This is a genomic window from Mycobacterium dioxanotrophicus (assembly GCF_002157835.1).
GTDB lineage: Bacteria > Actinomycetota > Actinomycetes > Mycobacteriales > Mycobacteriaceae > Mycobacterium > Mycobacterium dioxanotrophicus.
Genome location: NZ_CP020809.1, coordinates 3,420,439 through 3,440,212 on the forward strand (window position 1 = coordinate 3,420,439; position 19,774 = coordinate 3,440,212).

Below are 19,774 nucleotides of genomic sequence, written 5' to 3' on the forward strand. Positions count from 1 at the left end.
GGCCGCGGTGCCACCCTCCGTAGTGTTGGGTCTGACACGACGAAGGGCACGCCGATGGATCAGCCACCCGCGACCACACGGACCGTATTCCCCGGCATCAGTTCCCGGGCCTGGGAGCACCCTGCCGACCGCACGGCGCTGACCGCGCTGCGCCGGCTCAAGGGTTTCGACCAGATTCTCAAGATCCTGTCGGGGATGTTGCGCGAGCGGCAGCACCGGTTGGTGTATCTGGCCAATTCGGCGCGGGTGGGGACGCGTCAGTTCGCCGACCTCGATGCGTTGCTCGACGAGTGCGTGCAGGTGCTCGATGCACCTACCAAGCCCGAAATGTTCGTCATGCAGTCACCTTTCGCGAACGCATTCACCATCGGGATGGACGAGCCGTTCATCGTCATCACCTCTGGGATGTACGACCTGTTGACGCATGACGAGATGCGGTTCGTCATCGGGCATGAACTGGGTCATGCGCTCAGCGGGCACGCGGTGTACCGGACCATGCTCAATCACCTGATGCGCCTTGCGGCGTCGTTCGGTTTCATCCCGCTCGGAGGGTGGGCGTTGCGCGCCATCGTGGCGGCACTGCAGGAGTGGCAACGCAAATCCGAGCTTTCGGGGGATCGGGCAGGTCTGCTGTGCGGGCAGGATTTCGACACCGCCATCCGCGTCGAACTCAAGCTGGCCGCCGGTGCCCGCCTCGACAAGCTCGACACGCAGGCCTTCCTGGCGCAGGCCAGGGACTACGACGCGGCCGGTGACATGCGCGACGGTGTGCTCAAGTTGCTCAATCTCGAACTGCAGAGCCACCCGTTCTCGGTGCTGCGTGCGGCCGCCTTGACCCGATGGGTCGACACCGGCGGCTACGGTGCCATCATGGCCGGCGACTATCCGCTGCGGGCCGATGACGACAGCGTCCGCTGGTCCGACGACGTCACCGCCGCCGCCCGGCAGTACAAGGACGGTTTCGACCAGTCCAACGATCCGTTGATCCGGGGCATCCGCGACGGGCTGGGCGGGTTCGTCGACGGGGTCGGTCAGGCGGCCACCAGCGCGGCCGATTCGATGGGACGCAAAATCTCTGAGTGGCGCCGTAATTCGCGCTCCGAGGACGAATAGCCGACGTCCGCCGTGGGACTTGCCGTCGCGGCAACGGTAAGTCCCTAGACTGACCTGTCGTGGGCATCCTGTTTGGTTTCGCGCCGTGGATCATCTACTGGGTTCTCGTCGGCAACGTGCCGTTTCTCACCGCCGTGCTCGTCGCGCTGGCAGCCGCTGTCGCTACGTTCGTCATCAGCCGGATCGCGGGGACCTCGGGGCGCACCCTTGAGGTCGGCGCGCTGGGCACCTTCGTCGTGCTGACCATCCTCACGATGGTGTTGAGCCAGGATTTTCTGCAGAAATGGATCCAGGCGCTGAGCAACGCAGGCATCTTCCTGGTCGCGCTGACCGGGCTGTTGATCGGCAAGCCGTTCGTGCAGGAGTACGCGGCCGCGGGCCAACCTCCGGGGGTGGTGGAGAGCGACCTGTTCAAGCGGATCGTGACGATCCTGACGTGGATCTGGGTGGCCGCGTTCGGCGGTATGACGGTGTCGTCGGCGATCCCGCCGATCGTGCAGGGCGACGCCACGATCCTCGACACCAGAACGCCGCTGTCGTTCATCTGTTACTGGGTGATTCCCGCCGTGCTGCTCGGGGTCGCCGCGCTGGCATCGCGGATCCTGCCGGACCGCATGACCGCGGGGATGAACGACATCGTCCGCAAGACCACCTTCGTCGCCTACAGCGAAGCGGCCATCGACGAGCTGTACTACCTCGCGCAGGAGCACGCCAACCGCGAGGTGGGCGCCGGACAGGAGGCCTACGACGTGCGCGTCGGCGGATCGGGCACCCCGTTGCTGGGCGACGACACCAGGATGTCCTGGCCCTCGACCTACAAGGTCCGCGACCGCAAACGCTGACCCGTTCTGGTCATTTGGTCCCGAAGATGCGGTCGCCCGCGTCGCCCAGCCCCGGCACGATGTAGCCGTCGGCGTCGAGTTCACGGTCCAGGGCCGCGGTGTAGATCGCCACGTCGGGGTGGGCTGCCTGCATGGCGGCGACGCCTTCGGGACAGGTCAGCAGGCAGACGAACTTGATCGACTTCGGCTGGTACTCCTTGAGCCGGTCGATGGCCGCCACCGCCGAGTTGCCGGTCGCCAGCATCGGGTCGACCACCACCACATCACGTTCGTGCAGATCGCTCGGCATCTTGAAGTAGTACTCCACGGCGACACGGGTTTTCGGGTCCCGGTACAGACCGATGTGACCGACGCGTGCGCTGGGGACGACATTGAGCATGCCGTCGAGGATGCCGCTGCCTGCCCGCAGGATGGATGCGAACACCAGCTTCTTGCCGTCGATCACCCTGCCCGTGGTGGACTCCAGGGGGGTGTCGATCTCGATCTCGTGCACCGGGACGTCGCGCAACACCTCGTAGGCCATCAGCATCGAGATCTCGATCAGCAGCTGCCGAAATCCTTTGGTGGACACCTCTTTTTGCCGCATCATGGTGAGTTTGTGCTGGACCAGCGGGTGGTCCACGATGTGCAGGTTGCCCATGGCGCCTCCTAGAAGACCGTGCCGTCGCTGCTGATGGTCAGCGGTGGGCTGCCTGCCCGCAGCCGCTCGGCCAGCCGGCGTCCGGCGGCCCAGGTGCCGCCTTCGAGCACACATGCCAGCGGCAGTCGCTCGGCGCCCGCACCGAGCCGGACCCGCACCAGGGCGGCGAGTTCGTCGAGCAGCGCAACGGTCAGGGCTCGCCACTCCACTACGAGTTCGTCGCCCACCGACCAGGCGCGTCGGGCCCACTCCGGCTTCCGCAGCTGCAACACCCCGGTGTCGAGCAGCAGGCCGCCGTTGCGGTATTCGGGCAGACCGGTCAACGCGTCGAGGCCGGTCACCTCGACACCGGCCCAGGTGAACGGTTCGAGCAGTGAGTACGTCAGCCATTGCGACAGCTTGTGAAACGGCATCCAGCCCCACGACGGTCCGTCGCCGGGCACTGCGGGGTGCGGCCAGCAGTCACCCAGGGGTTGACCGTCAATGGCGTTGTCGGCCGGCCAGATACCGGACAGCGAGGTCAACAGCCGGGTCAGGATGGTGTGGGCGGGGACGGTCGGGCCTGCCACGGTGTCGAAGAGCCCGCCGGGGCGGCCGGGCTCACCGAAGACCGCGGGTTGGCCTGCCGTCGCGGCACCCAGCCGACGCAGCAGCTGTGCCCGCCCGTCGAGGCCGACGAGGGGATTGCGGGAGTCCACCTGGAATGCCCGGGCCAGCGCGTCGTCATCGAGAGCGCTGAGCCCCGCTGCGTCGACCTGCCAGGGTCGGCCCGGGTCGCTGGAGAACACGCCGTCGAAGAACGCGTGCCAGCTCGCGACGGCGAGACCTTCGGAACGGGCGAAGCTGCGCCCGGTGGTGGCTTCGCGGTACTGCCAGCCGGGGCCTGCCCCGGCGTCGAGCAGCACGCTGACGACGGTTAGATCGATCACGGTCCTGGCCCGTGCTGACGGGTCGAGATCGGCCAGCCGGGCGTCCAGTTCGGCCTTGCGGTCGACGCCGCCGGCTTCGAAGTGGCGCCACCGGCTGTGATAGGGGATGCGCAGATCCGGATAGCGCTCCCGGGTGACCGCGGCGACTTCGGCGGCTGCGCGCGGCAACGCCTCGTCGTCGACCACGAACCAGGGTGAGCGCCCGGCCCTGGCCCGTTGCAGCAGGACGCCGGCCCGCTCCCGGATGGCGGCGGTGGTGCGCAGGGTGGCGACCGCGGCTGCGGCCTCGGTGTCGGCGGCGGTCATGGCAGGAGACCGCGCCCCTTGGCGATCCTGAGCTCCTCGGCGTCGGGTACCGGTCCTGGCGTGAAGTAGCCTGCGGCCATCTTCGCGTCGATCTCGACTCGAGCGTCCGGCGGGATCAGCTCGTCGGGGATGTTCACCCGTTCGCCGACTTCGATGCCGGATCCGGTGATGGCGTCGTACTTCATGTTGCTCATGGATACCAGGCGATGGATCTTGCGGATACCCAGCCAGTGCAATACGTCGGGCATCAGTTCTTGGAATCGCATATCCTGTACCCCGGCAACACATTCCGTGCGGGTGAAGTACGCCTCGGCGGTGTCGCCGCCTTCTTGGCGCTTGCGGGCGTTGTAGACCAGGAACTTGGTGACCTCGCCCAGGGCGCGCCCCTCCTTGCGGGAATAGGCCACCACCCCGACGCCGCCACCCTGCGCGCCCCGGATGCACTCTTCGATCGCGTGGGTGAGATATGGGCGGCAGGTACAGATGTCGGAACCGAAGACGTCCGATCCGTTGCATTCGTCGTGGACCCGCGCGGTGAGTTCGACGCCGGGATCGGCGAGATCGCGCGGGGTGCCGAAGATGTAGACGGTCTGGCCGCCGATCGGGGGCAGGAACACCTCGAGATCACCCCGGGTGACGAGTTCGGGGTACATGCCGCCGGTCTCCTCGAACAGCACCCGGCGTAGGTCGTTCTCGCTGCACCCGAAGCGCGCCGCGACGCCGGGCAGATGCCAGACGGGCTCGATCGCGGCCTTGGTGACCACGGCGGCACCGCTCGGCATCAGGATCTGGCCGTCGGGCTTGAGCCTGCCTTTGGCGACCGCTTCGGCGATCTCCGGCAGGATCACGTGAGCCTTGGTCACCGCGATGGTGGGGCGGATGTCGTAGCCGGCGGCGAGTTCGGCCGTGAACGCCTCGGCGACCATGGCGCCCCACGGGTCCAGGCTCACGATCGTGGCCGGCTCGCACCATTGCGGGTAGGGCCCGATCACGTCGGTGGGGGCGGTGTTGGTCAGATCGGCGCGGTGGTCGCGCGACAGTGCTCCGGCTGCCACCGCCAGGGCGCGGTACACGCTGTAAGAGCCGCTGTGCGTGCCGATCACGTTGCGGTGGGCGCGCGTGATCGTCGTTCCGATGACGGGGCCCCGTTCGGCCGCGGTGGGCGCGCCCCAGTGGATGGTCAGGGCGTCGGCCGCACCGCTGTGTGAGGTCAGCCGGATGTGCCGAGCCGGGCCGTGACCCGGTGCCTGCGCGGCAGAGCCTGGATCCACAACCATGGCCATGGCCCCTTTCTGTGGCGTGAGGCCTCCAGTCAACCTCGAATTCGGCGGGCGCGCAGCGGCGTCGCCACAGTGTGATGAGATCGCCGAGTACAAAGAGATGGTGGACCAGACGCCGGCTCGGCGCGCGGTCGCCGTGGTGGCGGCCGCCGTCGCGCTGGTCCAGTGTTCTCCCGCGCCGCCGCCGCAGCGGCAGCCGTCGGCGAGCTCGTCGTCGTCGAGGTCTGTGCAGGCGCCGCCGACGGTCGATCGGGTCACGGCCGACGAGCTCGGCGCAACCTGGCATCCCGGCTGCCCGTTGGGCCCCGAGCAGTTGCGCCGTGTCGGGCTCGACTACCTCGGCTTCGACGGTCAGACCCGCCGCGGTGCGCTCGTCGTGCACGAAAGCCTTGTCCCGCAAGTGATTGCGATCTTCGACCAGCTCTATCGGATGCGCTACCCGATCGAGCGGATGCGTACGGTGGATCACTACCTGCGGGCAGCGGACGAGTTGTCGATGGAGGACAACAACACCTCAGCGTTCAACTGCCGCGGTATCCCGGGCTCGGGCAACTGGTCACTGCATGCCTACGGCCGGGCCATCGATCTCAACCCGCTGCTCAATCCGTACCTCGACGGCACGGATCTGGAACCGGCGAATGCCGCACGGTATCTGGATCGCACGCGCACGGATCCCGGGTTGCTGCACGGCGACGATCCCGCGGTGCGGGCCTTCACTGATCGAGGCTGGCAGTGGGGTGGCGCGTGGCGATCACCGATCGACTACCAGCATTTCGAGACGCGCTGACCCGGTTCAGTGGCACGTCGCGGCCGGCCGTGTGTTGCCGTATTCGTCGTGCCAGTCCCACCATTCGTACGGTGCGGACTGGGGATAGCCCTCGGGCGAATCTTCCCAGTTCTCCTGACGTCCCAGGGCCGTCATGTCGAGGAAGCTCCAGGTGTTGACGAAGGCCTCGTCGCCACGGTTGTTGATGAAGTAGGTGCGGAAGACGCGGTCGCCGTCGCGGATGAAGGCGTTGGTGCCGTGCCATTGGTCCACGCCGAAATCCACATCGAACGGCTGCCCGGCAGCCGGCTCTGTGTTGATGGTGTACCACGGGATGTGCCAGCCCATCCGGGCCTTGATCCTCGCGATGTCGGCCTGTGACCCGCGCGAGGCGTACACCAGCGTGGTGTCGCGGGCGTTCAGATGAGCGAGGTTGCCGATGTGGTCGGCCATCAAAGAGCAACCGACGCAACCGTGTTCGGGCCAGCCGTCCACGCCCGGCTCGACGAACGCGCGGTAGACGATGAGCTGGCGACGGCCGTCGAACAGGTCGAGCAGCGTGACAGTGCCGTCGGGACCGTCGAATTCGTAGTCGGCGCGCACCGGGGTCCAGGGCATGCGGCGACGCTGCGCGGCCAGTTCGTCACGGGCCCGGGTGAATTCTTTTTCGCGGACCAGCATGTCGCGGTGGGCGGCGTCCCATTCCTGTGCCGTGACGATCGGTGGTGTCTTCATGTGGGCTCCTCCTGTCGTTCAACAACACGGTTGAATATCCGTTTCTTCAGGACACCACGACATCCGGATATAGTCAACAATGTGGTTGAAGATCAGGTGTTGGACCGGGCGTACGCGGCGCTCGCCGATCCGACCCGTCGCCAGCTGCTGGAGGCGCTGCGCCGCGGCGACGCGCGGATCACCGATCTGGCTGCGCCGCTGCCCATGACCTTCGCCGGGGTGTCCCGCCACGTCGGAGTACTCGAATCGGCCGGGCTGGTCCGGCGCGAGGTGCGCGGCCGTGAACACTGGCTCTCGCTGCAACCAGACGGACTGGCGCTGGCCCAGCAGTGGATCAACGAGCAGACCGAATTCTGGTCGGTGCGTACCGATGCGCTGGCCGAGCGGCTGCGGCGGAAGAAGGGTGGTCGATGAGCACCGATACGGTGGTGGTCCGGGTGCAGCGGGTCATGCCCGCCACGCCCGAGGAGGTCTTCGACGAATGGCTCGATCCGGAGGCCCTGCGGGACTGGATGTGCCCACGCCCGGTGCGATGCGTGACGGTGCAGGTCGAACCCCGTGTCGGCGGCCTGGTCCGCTTCGACGTCGACGACCTGGGCTCCCGCGTGTTGATCACCGGGCAATTCCTGACCATCGACCGGCCGCATCTGCTCAGGTTCACGTGGTCCAACTCGGACTGGTCTGACCCGACCGCATCCAGCATCGTCAACGTCACGTTCACCGCGCAACCCGACGATCAAACGCTCATGGCCATCGAGCATTCCCTGCTGCCGTCCGAGGAATTCGAGAACTTCCACAACGGCTGGATCCTCACGCTGGATCAGCTGGCGGCGGTACTGGCGCGGCGCTGACACGGCCCGGACCGGCGCGCCGCACGCTCGCCGGGGGCCGTTGAGTCTGCGCTCAGGGCGCGGTCTTCGCGGTATTTGGTGCCCTGGACGCAGGGTCGATGGTTGTGGGGTCCTTGCTAGTCGACTGCACAGCACGATGTCCGTGCCACCCGGCGACCCGGGGTTCTCAGCCAACACCCAGCCCCTCGGAACGGATTGGGGCATATTGACACCATGCGGCTCGCCTTCGGACGTATCGGCCCGATGATTGCCACTGCCGTCGTGATGGTTGCGGCGCTTGCCCCGGGGGCGACGGCGTACGCCTCTCCTGCGCCCTGGGCGGCGGCCCAGATCGACGTCGGCGGATTGGCCCGCAGCTACGAGCTGCACGTCCCGGCCGGGGTCGATCACCCTTCCGGCCTGGTGGTGAATCTGCACGCCGCGGGGGCGACGGGCCGTGACCAGGCGGCGCTGACCCACTACGACGCGGTCGCCGACGCCCACGGTTTCATCGTGGTGTATCCCGACGGCATCGACATGAGCTGGGCCGACGGGCGCGGGGCCTCGGTGCCCGACCGGCAAGGCGTCGACGACGTCGGATTCATCTCCGCCCTGGTCGACCAACTGGTCGCCGAGTATCACGTGGACCGGGGCCGGGTGTTCGCGACCGGTTTGTCGGCCGGTGGCTTCATGGCCAACCGGCTGGCATGTGACCGCCCGGACTTGTTCGCCGCGATCGCCCCGGTCGCAGGCACCCTCGGCGTCAACGCGGGCTGCAGCCCGTCGCGGCCGGTGTCGGTGCTGGGCACGTACGGAACCGCGGATCCGATCGTGCCGTTCGACGGCGGCACGATGACCGGTCGCGGCGGACCGAGCGACATCCTGTCCGCACCGGCGCTGATCGACCGGTGGCGCCAGGTGAACGGCTGCCCGGCCGCGTCCGCGCCGGACGAGCTTCCTTCGACCGGCGACGGCACGGGCACGCAACGCATCACTTACGCGCCGTGCGCCCAGGGCACGGCCGTGGTGTTCATGCGGGTCGACGGCGGCGGCCACACCTGGCCCGGCGCCCCGGAGATCCTGCCCGCGCAGGCGGTCGGGCCGGCCACCCACGGGTTCGACGCCTCCGAGGAGTCGTGGCAGTTCTTCGACAGCCACGCGAGGTAGCGGCCTCGCAGCTCAGCGGGCCGGTCCGCGGTGCGCTTTAGACTGCCAGCATGGCTTTTGAGGCACCGGAAGGTCTGTTGCGGATCGAGGATTGCCTCGACGCTCACGGCGATGTCGTCCTGCCTCCGGGGGTACACCTGATCTCCCTGATCGAACGCAACATCGCCAATGTCGGCGACACCGTCGCCTACCGGTACCTCGACCACGGCCGTTCGGACGGCGAGACCACCGAGCTGACCTGGACCCAACTCGGTGTCCGGTTGCGTGCCATCGGAGCGCAGCTGCAACAGATCACGGCCCGCGGTGAGCGCGTCGCGATCCTCGCGCCGCAGGGCCTCGAGTACATCGCCGGGTTCTTCGCCGCGATCAAGGCGGGCATGATCGCGGTCCCATTGTTCGCCCCGGAACTGCAAGGCCACGCCGAACGACTGGAGACCGCGTTGCTCGACGCGCGGCCCGCGGTGATCCTGACGACGACGGCCGCATACGCCGCGGTCGCCGAGTTCCTCGGGACGCTGCAGCCCGAGCGGCGTCCGCATGTCGTGTGCATCGACGAGATTCCCGACGCGGCAGGGGAGACGTTCCAATCGGTGGTGATCGACGCCGACGACGTTTCGCATCTGCAGTACACCTCGGGATCGACGCGACCGCCGGTCGGCATCGAGATCACGCACCGCGCGGTCGGCACCAATCTGCTGCAGATGATCCTGTCGATCGATCTGCTCGATCGAAACACCCACGGCGTCAGCTGGTTACCGCTCTATCACGATATGGGACTGTCGATGATCGGCTTTCCCGCCGTCTACGGCGGGCATTCCACGTTGATGTCGCCGACCGCGTTCATCCGGCGGCCGCAGCGGTGGATCCGCGCGCTGTCCGACGAATCGCGGAACAGTCGGGTGATCACCGCGGCACCCAACTTCGCCTATGAGTGGACGGCGCAACGGGGTCTGCCCGCGCCGGGCGACGACATCGATCTGAGCAACGTGGTGTTGATCATCGGCTCCGAACCGGTGAGCATCGGCGCCATCACCACCTTCAACAAGGCGTTCGCGCCATATGGGTTGCCCGCCACGGCCTTCAAGCCCTCGTACGGGATCGCCGAGGCGACCCTGTTCGTGTCGACCATCGCCCCGCAGGAGCAAGCCGCCGCCACTTACTTCGACCGCGAGCAGCTCGCGGCCGGCCGTGCCGTGCGCGTCGCGGCCGATGCGGTCGGCGCGGTTGCGCACGTGGCGTGCGGCCAGATCGCGCGCAGCCTGCAGGCCGCGATCGTCGACCCGGCGACCGCCGCGGAATTGCCTGATGGCTCGGTCGGTGAGATCTGGTTGCAGGGCAACAACATCGGGCGCGGCTACTGGGGGCTGCCGGAGGAATCACGGCAGACGTTCGGTGCCGAACTGCGGACGCGTCTTGCGAGCGGTCACACCGACGGTGCGGACCCGGCACGTCCGTGGCTGCGCACCGGCGACCTCGGGGTGTACCTCGACGGCGAACTCTATGTCACCGGCCGGATGGCCGATCTCATCGTCATCGCCGCCGGTCAGCACTACCCGCAGGACATCGAGGCGACCGTAGCCGACGCCTCGCCGATCGTCCGGCGTGGGCACGTCACCGCATTCGCCATACCCGGCACCGAAAACTCTTCGGAGGACACTGAACTGGTGATCATCGCCGAACGTGCCACCGGAACCGGGCGCAGCGACCCGCAGCCCGCGGTCGAGGCGATCCGGGCCGCGGTGAGCAACCGGCACGGACTGTCGGCCGCCGATGTGAAGTTCGTCCCGGCCGGTGCGATCCCGCGCACCACCAGTGGCAAGCTCGCCCGCCGCGCCTGCCGCGCGCAGTATCTGGCGGGCGAGCTCGCCGGATAGCGCTACCCCGCGTCGTGCAACAGGCCGAGCTGGCGCAGATCGGCGATGTACTTGGCGATCAGCTCCTCGGACAGGTGGGGGACATCGCGGCCGGCCCCGATGCCGGCGGATTGCACTGCCGCGCGGAACTTTTCGGCCGGCATCGCAACCCCGCCGGTCGGTGGCGCCGGGTGCGCGTACGCGCTCATCAAGGGCAGCACCGAGTTCTTGCGCTGGTCCTCGGGCAGCGCCTTCATGGCCTCCTCGAATCGCTCGCGCCACTCGTCGTAGTCGTCGATGCGTTCGATGGGAAGTCCCTGCGCGATGAGCCAGTCGACGAATTCGTCGAGGGAGATCCCGTCGTCGTGGGTGTTGAGCACGTTGTAGGTGTGGTAGCCGGTGGTGCTCGCGGCCCCAAGTGCGGTGATGGCCGCCGAGGTGAAATCCGCGGGCAGCCCGTCGTAATGGGCCCGCTGCCGGTTGCCCGCAGCGTCGAGGGTGTAGAACGACTTGGGCGCCAGGCCGGTCGCGACGATGCTGAAGATCAGCCGGGTGAACATGTCGGTGACATTGACCTGACCCGAATATGTGCTGTGCGCCAGGATCATGTCCGAGCGGAACACCGTGACGGGTAGCCCGCAGAGATCGTTCGCCTCGCGCAGCAGGACTTCGCCGGCCCACTTGCTCGTCGCGTAACCACCGGCGTACGCCGCGCCCAGGGACCGGGCCGGGCTGGCTGCCCGCACATCGACATCCTCGCCGACATAGGTGCCGTCGGGCAGGGCGGTCACCGCGACTGTGGAGATGTAGTTCACTCCTTTGAGCCGGTCGGTGATCGCGAGCTTGATGATCTCGGCGGTGCCGACGGCATTCGGCCCGAACAATTGGCTATACGGCAGAACGTGATTGACCAGCGCAGCGGAATGCACGATCAGGTCGACCGAGTCCGCCAGCCGCTTCCATGTCGCCGTGTCGACGCCGAGATTGGCCGCACCCACGTCGCCGACCAGGACCTCGAGATGTTTGTCGGCCAGTTCGCGGAAGCGTTTGGACAACGTCTCGTCGCCGGAGTCGATGGCCGCCTCGATGCGTTGCCGCGCGGCGATCGGATCCGCGCCCCGCGCCAGGCAGATCAGCCGGCCGCCGGTGGGGGCGAGGCGTTCCAGCCAGTCCAGGCACAGAAATCGGCCGAGATAGCCGTTCGCACCCGTCATCAGCACCGTGTTCACGGTGGCACTCGGGGCGGGCAGAGTCGGTGCGGCGGCGAGGGTGGCCGCGTCGATGAACTTGTCCAGGGTCAGATCTGTCGCCTTGGCCACCTCGGCATCGCGACCGTGCACCGACGCGAAAGTGGGCCGGGTAGAGGCGGATTGGCGTTCACCATCGACATACTCGGCCGTGGTGGTCAGCGTCGCGGTGGGGCTCACGATGGTCTGCACCGGCACATCGATGCTGAAGATCCCCTCCAGCAGCGTCGCGAACGAGAACGCCGACAGCGAATCACCGCCCAGGTCGATGAATTTGGCGTCGGCAGGCAGGTCCAGTCCGCCGGTTTCCAGGCCGAGCGTCGCGGCGGCCGCACCTCGCACGGTCTCGATGGTGGGTTGATGACGGCTCGCGGCGCGTAGCGCGTCGAGCTGATTGTCCTGCCCGGCGGTGATTTCCGCGTATATCGCGTCCAAGCGGTCCTGGTAGTGGCGCTTCAGTGCCGGGCGCAGCAGTTTGCCCACCCCGGAGAGCAGACCGTTGTCGCGCGTGAAGGGCTCGGGTTCCAGCAGGAAATCCCGAGGAATCTCATAGGGATTGAGGTGATTCTCGGCGGCGATGTGCTGCAGTGAGTTGGTGATCAGCGACCGGGCGTCACCCGCTCCCACACCGTCGGCGTTCGGCACGATCACGGCGAGCAGGAACGGTTGATCGCTGCTGCCGTAGATGTAGATCTGCCGGATGTAAGGGCTGGTCGAGTAGCTCGCCTCCAGGTTGGAGACCGCCACGAACTCGCCCTGTGACAGCTTGATGACGTTGTTGCGGCGGTCCAGGTACACAAGGTGATCCGGGCCGATCTCGGCCATCACGTCCCCGGTCTTGTAGAAGCCGTCGGCATCGAAGATATCGGCGGACAGTTCGGGGTGCTTGTAATAGCCGGGAATCAGGGTGGTGGTCTTGAGGTACAGCTCGCCGCGCGGGTGCGGCTTGTCGGTGGTGGCGTAGCCGAGTTCGGGTACGTCGACGAGTTTGTATTCGGTGACCGGTGGGCGCTGCACCACGCCGTTGCGCATGATGCCGCCGCCGTTCTCGGTGGACCCGTAGCCATCGCTGACGGCGGTGTCCAGTAGCGATTCGACGAACGCGTGCATGTCTTTCGACAGCGGTGCGCTGCCGCACATCGCCGAGATCACCCGGCCGCCGAGAAAGTCCTCGCGCAGTTCGGCCTTGACGGTCTCCTCCAGATCCGCCGCGGTGGGTTCGGCCGCGGTGCGCTGGTCGAGTTCCTTGCGGTAGCGGCGGAAGAACATGTCACACACCCGCGGCACCAGGTTCAGCGCGGTGGGCCGTACCAGCGTGATGTCGTCGAACAGGGTCGACATGTCGCTCTTGGCCGCGAAATAGCCGATGCCGCCCGAGGTCAACGTCGAGATCAGCCAGGCCATCCCGTACACATGGCTCAGGGGCATGTACTGCAGGTGGATCGCGGGGATCTCGATACCGATGTCCAGCGATGGGCTGCGCGGCCGCTGCCACAGCCGCGTCATCAGATCGGTGGTGTACATGGCCCCTTTCGGGGCGCCGGTGCTGCCCGACGTGTAGACGAGCGTGGCCAGCGGGTTCTCACCGGGCGCAGGCAAGAACGGTGCGGCCTCGGCCATCGACCGCCCCGCGTCCATGTCGGCCACCAGCGGCACCACCTCGACCGCGCGGCCTGCGGCGGCCAGGCGGGCGGTCGCCGCCTCGACATGCTCACGCTGGTCGTCGTCGGCCTCGGAGTAGTCGAAGACCACCAAACGCTGCACCGACGGGGCCTCGATGATCAACTCGACGGCGGTGTCGAGGGACTCCACGCTCGCGGCGAAGATCCGCGGTGTGGTCTCGGCGATGATCGGTGCGAGCTGCCGTGCTGATGAACTCGTCTGCAGGGGAACGAAAACGGCCCCGAGGCGGGCACAGGCCAGCTGGATCACGGTGTAGCCGATGCTTGTGAAACCGAGCACCGCGATGAAGTCGCCGGGCTTGAACCCACTGGCGTGCCAGGTGTTGGTCAGTGCCACGACGTTGTCCCGCAGGCGCCCGTAGGTGATGGTGTCGAAGCCGGCCAGCAGGCTGGTGGTGGTGCGCCCGGTGGCCGGGTCGCGGACCACCTCACGGGATCGCAGGCCGAGTGCGGGGCGGTCGGCGTAGCCGGTCAGGCACGCGTCGATCGCCTGCCACAGTCGCAGCTCCGGATCCTGGATGCGGAGGCTGACATCGGGATCCGGGGCGGCGGCCCGGAACTGGGGGTCTGTCGCGTGCAACTGTTGGATGCGCTGGACGAGTCGTTGCTGTCGGGCGTCGTCGGTCATCGTGGTGTCGTCCCCCCGTCGTACCGGATACGCATCTACCCACTACACCACTTGGCGACGGAGGTTTCCACGCGTTCAGGCAACACACAGACATGGCTGCGGCGGCGTGCACCGCTCACCCGTGGGAGCAAAACCGTTCGGCCACAGCGCCTTTCTGCCGTCCGGTCACGGGCGGCTGACGGTGCAGCGGTCGGCCTCGGCTTCGGCGAATACCTCGCCGGGCCCGCCCATGTACGCGCGACACTTGATGCGCCAACCACCGATGTCGTCGTCGGGCAGCAGGGACCGCTTGACGTTGAGGTCGAGTACCGATCCGACCCGGGCCGACAACAGATCGGCGTAGCCCTCGACGGGCCACGCATCGTCCACCGCCACTGCCAGCACGTCGTAGGAATTCAGGGACGGATGCGGCGCGCGGGAGCGGATCCCGCCCTCGATGTCGGTTCGGTTCTCGACGACCTGGACCATGATCACGCGGCCTTCCCGGCGAGGAACTCGACCAGCGCGGTGCTGATGGGTTGACCTGCCTCGGCTTCAAAATAGCTGTATCCGGGCATGGGATTGACCTCGAAGCACACATACTCTCCGTCGGGGCGCCGGCGCAGGTCGATCCCGGCGAACGGCAGGTCCAGTCGTGCGCTGAGCGCGACGCACCGGGCCGCGACGTCCGGCGGTAGGTCGACGGGCCTGAGCACCGCATCGGCACCGTCGCGGTGCGCGTAGCGGTAGTCGACCACCGGGCTGCTGATCTCGGTGGCGAAGACCCGCTGCCCGACGACATGGACCCGCACGTCGACGCCCTCGACCAGTTCCTGGAACTGGGTCGGCAGATCGCGCACCCGGTCCAACCCGGCGGCACGCTGCTCGTCGAGTGGCCGCACGATCGACCGGATGCCGCTGATCGACTTGAACACCACACTGCCGTGCCGAGCCCAGAACTCGCGGACGTGGTCGGGGTCGGTGCTCACCAAGGTGTCGGGCACCGCGAATCCACAGGCGGCAATCTCCTGGGCCTGGAATGGTTTTGACGCGTTCGAATGCATGGCCGCCGGTCGGCTGACGACCAGGCAGTCGGCGACGTCGAGCCATTCGATGAACACGTCGTCAAAGACGCGGGCCCGTTCGTGGTCGCGCTGATCGCCGCGCATCGGTGTGGTCAGCGGCCTGGCGTAGACGGCCTCGATCTCATCGATGCGAATACTGCTGCCGCTCACCACCAGTCGCCCCCGCACGTCGCCGTCGCGGACCTCGAGGCACATGTCGCTGTGCGCGGCGTGCCGCTGGTCGATCACCAGATAGTCGAGCCCGAGATCGGCGGCCGCGTCGATGGCACGCTCCAATGGCCGGTCGTCGGGATACCCGTAGAAGACGATCATGCTGGTACTCCGGCAGTCGTGAGGGCCACGCGCGCCACCAGGGCAGCGACCGCGTTCACCGCCCTCGGATGGGTGACGGTCCGGAACGGCACCGGCTGTACCGCGACGACGTGCGCGCCGGCGAGCTCGACCTCCAGCACGCGACACCGTGCGGCGGCGGCCAACGCGAGGTACGGCACGGGATCGAGGCCGCGCCGGTCGGCTGCGACGACATCCCCAGCGATGACGGCGATTTCGTTGGTGGAGCCCACCTGGGTGCCGGTGGCCAGGTAGGGGCGGCGGGCATCGTAGGGCGATCCCCGCCAGCCCTCGACAATGCGGGCCGAGCTGGACCGGGCGGAGTCCGCGACCGGCAGCCCGGCCCGGCCCGCCTCGACGAGCCATCGCTGCGGGCTCCAGGACGGCCCGCTCAGACCCATGCCGTCGACACCGTTGATCACGCGCGATCCGAGGCTATGTAGCCAACTGACCATGAGCGCCCGGAACTCACCCGCCGCGTAATTACGGTCAGCGGTACTCGATTTCGCGAACCGGGGGACCGGCGCCGCCTCACTGCGCACCAGGACCGCGGCAAGCTCGGTGCTGTCGATCCGTCGCCCTCCGGGCAGGACGATCGTCGTCGTGGTGGCTCCGCCCCGGTCGACCGTATGTGTCCATGCGGCACCGGACAGGCTCGCGGGCGTCACGACGGTCACCCACAGATCGGCGTGGAGTGCGGCGATGGCCGACGCCACCGCCGCAGCACCTGCGTCGCCGGGGTCGGCGACGATCACTATGTCGGCCACGTCAGCACGGCGCGGTGTCGAACTCTCGCTTGGCACTCGGGTCTGCCGAGGCCATGCGACCGGTCAGGTTGCCCTGGTCGGCGGCGGGTCCACCGATCAGGTCGGGACGCAGATCGCTGCCGATGAACGGCTGGGCCGCTCCGGCGGCGACAGTGGCCTCCAGGGCCGCCACGCGCGCTTCCAGTTCGCCGATCCGGTCGTATCCCGCACCGGAATCGGCGTCGTAGTAATCGGCACCGGCTCCGAAGCCGCCACCGCCGAGGTCACCGCCACCGGGCCGATCGAACGGCTTGTCGCCGGCACCCTCTTTGAGGTCCTTGCCTTCCTTCGCGGCGTCCTTGCTGTCCTTGAGGCTCTCCTTGATGTCCTTGCGGAGGTCTTTGACGTCCTTGGGGCCGTCCTTGAGATCTTTGCGGCCGTCTTTGAGGTCTTTGGCCAGCTCCTTGGTGTCCTTGCGGAGGTCCTTGACGTCCTTGGGCCCGTCTTTCAGATCCTTCGGACCGTCTTTCAGATCCTTCACCAGGGTCTTGCCGCAGTGAACGCTGATCGTCGCTGTCATCGTCGGCCCGGAAGGCGAGATGCTGGTGATCGAAACACAGGTGTCCTGGCCGGCGTACGACTTCGTGTTCGGCGTGGAGCCAGCCGTCAGCGACGTGTTGTTGCTACTGCCCGGGTAGGGGTCGCCGGCGTCGCCGCGATTGTGGTTCAACTCCAGGTCACGGTTGCCGTCGGCTTGCAGCAGGGCGACCTTGTAGTGGTTCTCGTCGGTGTTGCCGGGCTGGTTCTCGTCGATGTGCCAGGCGAGCAGACCGTCGCCGGGCAGGTCGGCGTCGAAGCCGGTGCGTTGGCGGTTTTCGACGAGGAAGTACTCCGGTCCCGCGGTGCCGTCCTTCCACAGCCGCAGGAGATTGTGGCTCGTCTTGACGTCGGGGATGCTCACCGAGCCATTGGCGGTGATGCTGGTTACCGAGGCCCATCCCTGGTTCGCTTTGCACCACGCAGACGGGTGAGCCGGTACATCACCGCCGCCGTTCCAACTGCCACCGGCCATCAGGCACCAGTTACCGATGCCTTCCGAGGTGTAGTCGGTGTCATAGAGGTCGGGGAATCCGAACAGCAGGTGGCCCAGCTCGTGGGCGCACACCCCGATCTTGGCGTCCTCCGGAATGGTCAGGTAGCCATAGATTTTGGTGTTGTCAGTGCTGTAGGCGGTGGACAGCGTCGACTTGTGTGACCAGATGTCACCCGCGTTGCCGGTGACCTCCGCGCCCTGTCCCGCATGCACGACGATGAAAGCGTCGACAAAGCCGTTGCCGTCGTTGTCGTACGGCCCGAAGTTCACGTCGGGATCGGCTGCCACCGCCGCGTCGTGCGCGAGCTGCGGCGAGCGAAAGGCACCGCCGCCCTTGCCGATTCCGTAGTTGTTGTTGGCGTACCACGCGAGCGTCTGCGGCATCTGGTACGGACCGACGACGTCACCCGACAGTGACACCAGGCCGTTGGTGACCTCGTTGTAGTACTCCTTGACGCTGCCGTGCGGCAGCACGCCGGTGGAGAAGAACAGATCGCGGAAGTGGTTTGCGTCGTTGCCCATCGCTTTGTCGGAGAACTGGACGAGCACGACGATCACCCGGACGGTGCCGCGCAGCGGAGCCCGGTCGGCAGCCGCGCGGCTGATGACGCTGACCGGCGTGCCGAGCGGGAACTCCTCCGGAGGGATGATCACGCCGTCGTCGAAACCGAGGCGGCGTGGTTTTCGTTCCAGGCCCAGGGCATTGGTCTCGGCACGCGTCCCGCGTTTCTTGACGCGTTGAAGCTCGGCGGCCCAGCGGTCGCGAAGTTCTGGGCTCGGACCGACGGCACAGAAGTCGCTGTAGCGGGCGATGACGGAGTGCTCGTTGTGGTTGGGTCGGACGTCGCCGGTGGCGATCGCGTCGACAGCGCGGTGATGGGTGGCCTCGGAGGGCTCCCGAAACGGTTTGGTAGTCATGGATCGGGACAGTATTGAATATCCGCACAGGTATCCCGAGTAGTCGACTACTTCATTTGCATCCCTCGTGATGCCCAATAACGGTGGTGCATGGTGGTATTCGCGAGTATCCGGCTGCGGCGCCGGGTCGGCGGCGGGGACCGTGCGCCCGCGCTCTGAGCGCAGTGGCGCGTGAATGTCGTTGTGTACCAGTAATTCAACCTATCGACATGGCTCACCTGCGACGCCGGAATTGTTTGCGTCCGCAAGTACGACCACGACCGCATCGCACGGCGTCGCGGTCGGACCGGCGGTTTGCACTGCCCGAGAGGGCATTTGAGGCATCTCCGGCGCGCCGTCGGAAGGAATGAGTACTCGACTACTCGCCGGGGTGCTGCCCGGGTCGGGCAGGTGGTTCGCCGGTGCGAAGATGGACACGTGGCGATCTCTTCAATCCATGACGTGCAGTGGCGTGGCTTTGCCAGCGACAACTATGCCGGAGTGCACCCGGAGGTTCTCGCGGCGATCGCCGCGGCGAACGGTGGTCACCAGGTGGCCTACGGAGGCGATCGATACACGGCCCGGCTGCAGGAGGTCATTCGCGAGCAGTTCGGTGAGCGCGCCGAGGCGTTTCCGGTTTTCAACGGCACCGGCGCCAACGTCGTCGCGCTCACCAGCCTGCTCCCACGGTGGGGTGCGGTGGTAACCGCGACCACGGCACACATCAACACCGATGAGGCAGGCGCCCCCGAGCGCATGACCGGCATCAAACTCCTCGCCGTGCCGACTCCGGACGGCAAGCTGACGCCGGAGTTGGTGGCTCGCGAGGCGTGGGGGTGGGGCGATGAGCATCGGGCTCAGCCGCTGGCTGTCAGCATCACCCAGAGCACCGAGCTGGGCACCGTCTACACGCCCGCAGAGGTACGCGCGATCGCGGACTTCGCCCACGAGCACGGCATGGCGGTGCACATGGACGGCTCGCGGCTCTGGAACGCCGCGGCGGCCCTCGGGGTGCCGTTTCGGGAGTTCACCGTCGATGCCGGGGTCGACATCGTGAGCCTCGGCGGCACCAAGAACGGTCTGCTCGGGGCGGAGGCGGTCGTCGTGCTGGCCGCCACCCCCGACGCGGGCCTCGTCTACCTGAGGAAGCTGACGATGCAACTGGCGAGCAAGATGCGCTTCGCGTCTGCACAGCTGCTCGCTCTGTTCGACGACGATCTGGGCTTGCGCAGCGCCGCGCACGCCAACGCCATGGCGGCCCGGCTGCGGTCGGCGCTGGAGGCGGGCGTCGCAGACGGGGCGCTTCCCGGGTTGGCGTTCACCCAACCCAGCCAAGCGAATGCGATCTTCGCGACGCTACCGACCGCCGTCGCGGACCGGATCCACGAACGTGTGCGGTTCTACGATTGGGACCGCGCCCGTGGCGAGGTGCGCTGGATGGCGGCGTGGGACACCACCGAAGCCGACGTCGACCGGTTCGTCGCCATCATCGGCGAGGAGTTCGGCCGCGGGCAGAGTTAGCTCCAAAACCTCGCGGCAACAATGCATTTCGATTCAACCTGACGAACAGCTCGCGGTTCCGGTTCCAACGAAGGGGCCCGCGTCCAAGAACTTTCCCCCTCACTT

17 protein-coding genes are annotated in these 19,774 nt (G+C 67.3%); 8 read left to right on the forward strand and 9 right to left on the reverse strand.

The features are described from left to right. Window positions 1–54 precede the first annotated feature (54 nt). Both BTO20_RS16535 and BTO20_RS16540 read left to right on the forward strand, forming a co-directional pair. A complete protein-coding gene (locus BTO20_RS16535; protein ID WP_083170107.1) occupies window positions 55–1,113 on the forward strand; it encodes a M48 family metallopeptidase in 1,059 nt (352 codons plus the stop codon). A gap of 59 nt (window positions 1,114–1,172) precedes the next feature. After that, window positions 1,173–1,955: a hypothetical protein gene (locus tag BTO20_RS16540; RefSeq protein WP_087077442.1), complete on the forward strand. Its 783-nt coding sequence runs from the start codon at window positions 1,173–1,175 to the stop codon at window positions 1,953–1,955. A 10-nt stretch (window positions 1,956–1,965) separates the two neighbouring features. On the opposite strand, the gene upp is transcribed toward BTO20_RS16540, so the two are convergent. Genes upp through BTO20_RS16555 form a run of 3 tightly spaced genes read right to left on the reverse strand, consistent with a single transcriptional unit; the run spans window position 1,966 to window position 5,107 of the window. After that, window positions 1,966–2,595, reverse strand: coding sequence for a uracil phosphoribosyltransferase (gene upp / locus BTO20_RS16545; protein ID WP_087077443.1), 630 nt, complete (start codon window positions 2,593–2,595; stop codon window positions 1,966–1,968). 8 nt (window positions 2,596–2,603) lie between these two features. Continuing rightward, window positions 2,604–3,830 (reverse strand): URC4/urg3 family protein, encoded by a 1,227-nt coding sequence (locus BTO20_RS16550; RefSeq protein ID WP_087077444.1) that lies wholly within the window; start codon window positions 3,828–3,830, stop codon window positions 2,604–2,606. Then, the gene (locus BTO20_RS16555) at window positions 3,827–5,107 is read right to left on the reverse strand and encodes a GTP cyclohydrolase II (RefSeq protein ID WP_087082202.1); all 1,281 of its coding nucleotides are present in this window, start codon (window positions 5,105–5,107) and stop codon (window positions 3,827–3,829) included. The genes BTO20_RS16550 and BTO20_RS16555 overlap by 4 nt, the downstream gene beginning before the upstream one ends. A 103-nt stretch (window positions 5,108–5,210) precedes the next feature. On the opposite strand from BTO20_RS16555, the gene BTO20_RS16560 reads away from it, so the two are divergent. Continuing rightward, a complete protein-coding gene (locus tag BTO20_RS16560; protein WP_087082204.1) occupies window positions 5,211–5,897 on the forward strand; it encodes a M15 family metallopeptidase in 687 nt (228 codons plus the stop codon). Between the two features lie 6 nt (window positions 5,898–5,903). On the opposite strand, the gene BTO20_RS16565 is transcribed toward BTO20_RS16560, so the two are convergent. Continuing rightward, the gene (locus BTO20_RS16565; RefSeq protein WP_087077445.1) at window positions 5,904–6,611 is read right to left on the reverse strand and encodes a DUF899 domain-containing protein; all 708 of its coding nucleotides are present in this window, start codon (window positions 6,609–6,611) and stop codon (window positions 5,904–5,906) included. Between the two features lie 81 nt (window positions 6,612–6,692). On the opposite strand from BTO20_RS16565, the gene BTO20_RS16570 reads away from it, so the two are divergent. The 4 genes from BTO20_RS16570 (at window position 6,693) to BTO20_RS16585 (ending at window position 10,482) form a co-directional block, all read left to right on the forward strand. Further along, the gene (locus tag BTO20_RS16570) at window positions 6,693–7,025 is read left to right on the forward strand and encodes an ArsR/SmtB family transcription factor (RefSeq protein ID WP_087077446.1); all 333 of its coding nucleotides are present in this window, start codon (window positions 6,693–6,695) and stop codon (window positions 7,023–7,025) included. Continuing rightward, window positions 7,022–7,462 (forward strand): SRPBCC family protein, encoded by a 441-nt coding sequence (locus tag BTO20_RS16575; protein WP_087077447.1) that lies wholly within the window; start codon window positions 7,022–7,024, stop codon window positions 7,460–7,462. The genes BTO20_RS16570 and BTO20_RS16575 overlap by 4 nt, the downstream gene beginning before the upstream one ends. Window positions 7,463–7,675: 213 nt before the next feature. Then, on the forward strand, window positions 7,676–8,608 hold the full coding sequence (locus tag BTO20_RS16580; protein ID WP_087077448.1) for an extracellular catalytic domain type 1 short-chain-length polyhydroxyalkanoate depolymerase: 933 nt from the start codon (window positions 7,676–7,678) through the stop codon (window positions 8,606–8,608). A gap of 50 nt (window positions 8,609–8,658) precedes the next feature. Further along, window positions 8,659–10,482 carry a fatty acyl-AMP ligase gene (locus BTO20_RS16585; protein WP_087077449.1) on the forward strand — a complete coding sequence of 608 codons (1,824 nt, stop codon included), beginning with the start codon at window positions 8,659–8,661 and terminating at the stop codon, window positions 10,480–10,482. Window positions 10,483–10,484: 2 nt separating this feature from the next. Here the strand turns inward: BTO20_RS16585 and car are convergent, their stop codons facing one another. The 5 genes from car to BTO20_RS16610 form a co-directional block, all read right to left on the reverse strand. Next, window positions 10,485–14,018, reverse strand: coding sequence for a carboxylic acid reductase (car, locus tag BTO20_RS16590; protein ID WP_087077450.1), 3,534 nt, complete (start codon window positions 14,016–14,018; stop codon window positions 10,485–10,487). A 165-nt stretch (window positions 14,019–14,183) separates the two neighbouring features. Then, window positions 14,184–14,492, reverse strand: coding sequence for a hypothetical protein (locus BTO20_RS16595; protein WP_087077451.1), 309 nt, complete (start codon window positions 14,490–14,492; stop codon window positions 14,184–14,186). Beyond that, window positions 14,489–15,394 (reverse strand): ATP-grasp domain-containing protein, encoded by a 906-nt coding sequence (locus tag BTO20_RS16600; RefSeq protein WP_087077452.1) that lies wholly within the window; start codon window positions 15,392–15,394, stop codon window positions 14,489–14,491. The genes BTO20_RS16595 and BTO20_RS16600 overlap by 4 nt, the downstream gene beginning before the upstream one ends. Continuing rightward, window positions 15,391–16,179, reverse strand: a complete 789-nt coding sequence (locus tag BTO20_RS16605) for a hypothetical protein (RefSeq protein ID WP_087077453.1) — start codon at window positions 16,177–16,179, stop codon at window positions 15,391–15,393. The genes BTO20_RS16600 and BTO20_RS16605 overlap by 4 nt, the downstream gene beginning before the upstream one ends. A gap of 1 nt (window position 16,180) precedes the next feature. Continuing rightward, window positions 16,181–18,169, reverse strand: coding sequence for a M6 family metalloprotease domain-containing protein (locus BTO20_RS16610; RefSeq protein ID WP_087077454.1), 1,989 nt, complete (start codon window positions 18,167–18,169; stop codon window positions 16,181–16,183). Between the two features lie 417 nt (window positions 18,170–18,586). Here BTO20_RS16610 and BTO20_RS16615 point away from each other — a divergent pair, with 417 nt between their 5' ends. Beyond that, the gene (locus BTO20_RS16615) at window positions 18,587–19,669 is read left to right on the forward strand and encodes a threonine aldolase family protein (RefSeq protein WP_087082206.1); all 1,083 of its coding nucleotides are present in this window, start codon (window positions 18,587–18,589) and stop codon (window positions 19,667–19,669) included. Window positions 19,670–19,774: the final 105 nt, after the last annotated feature.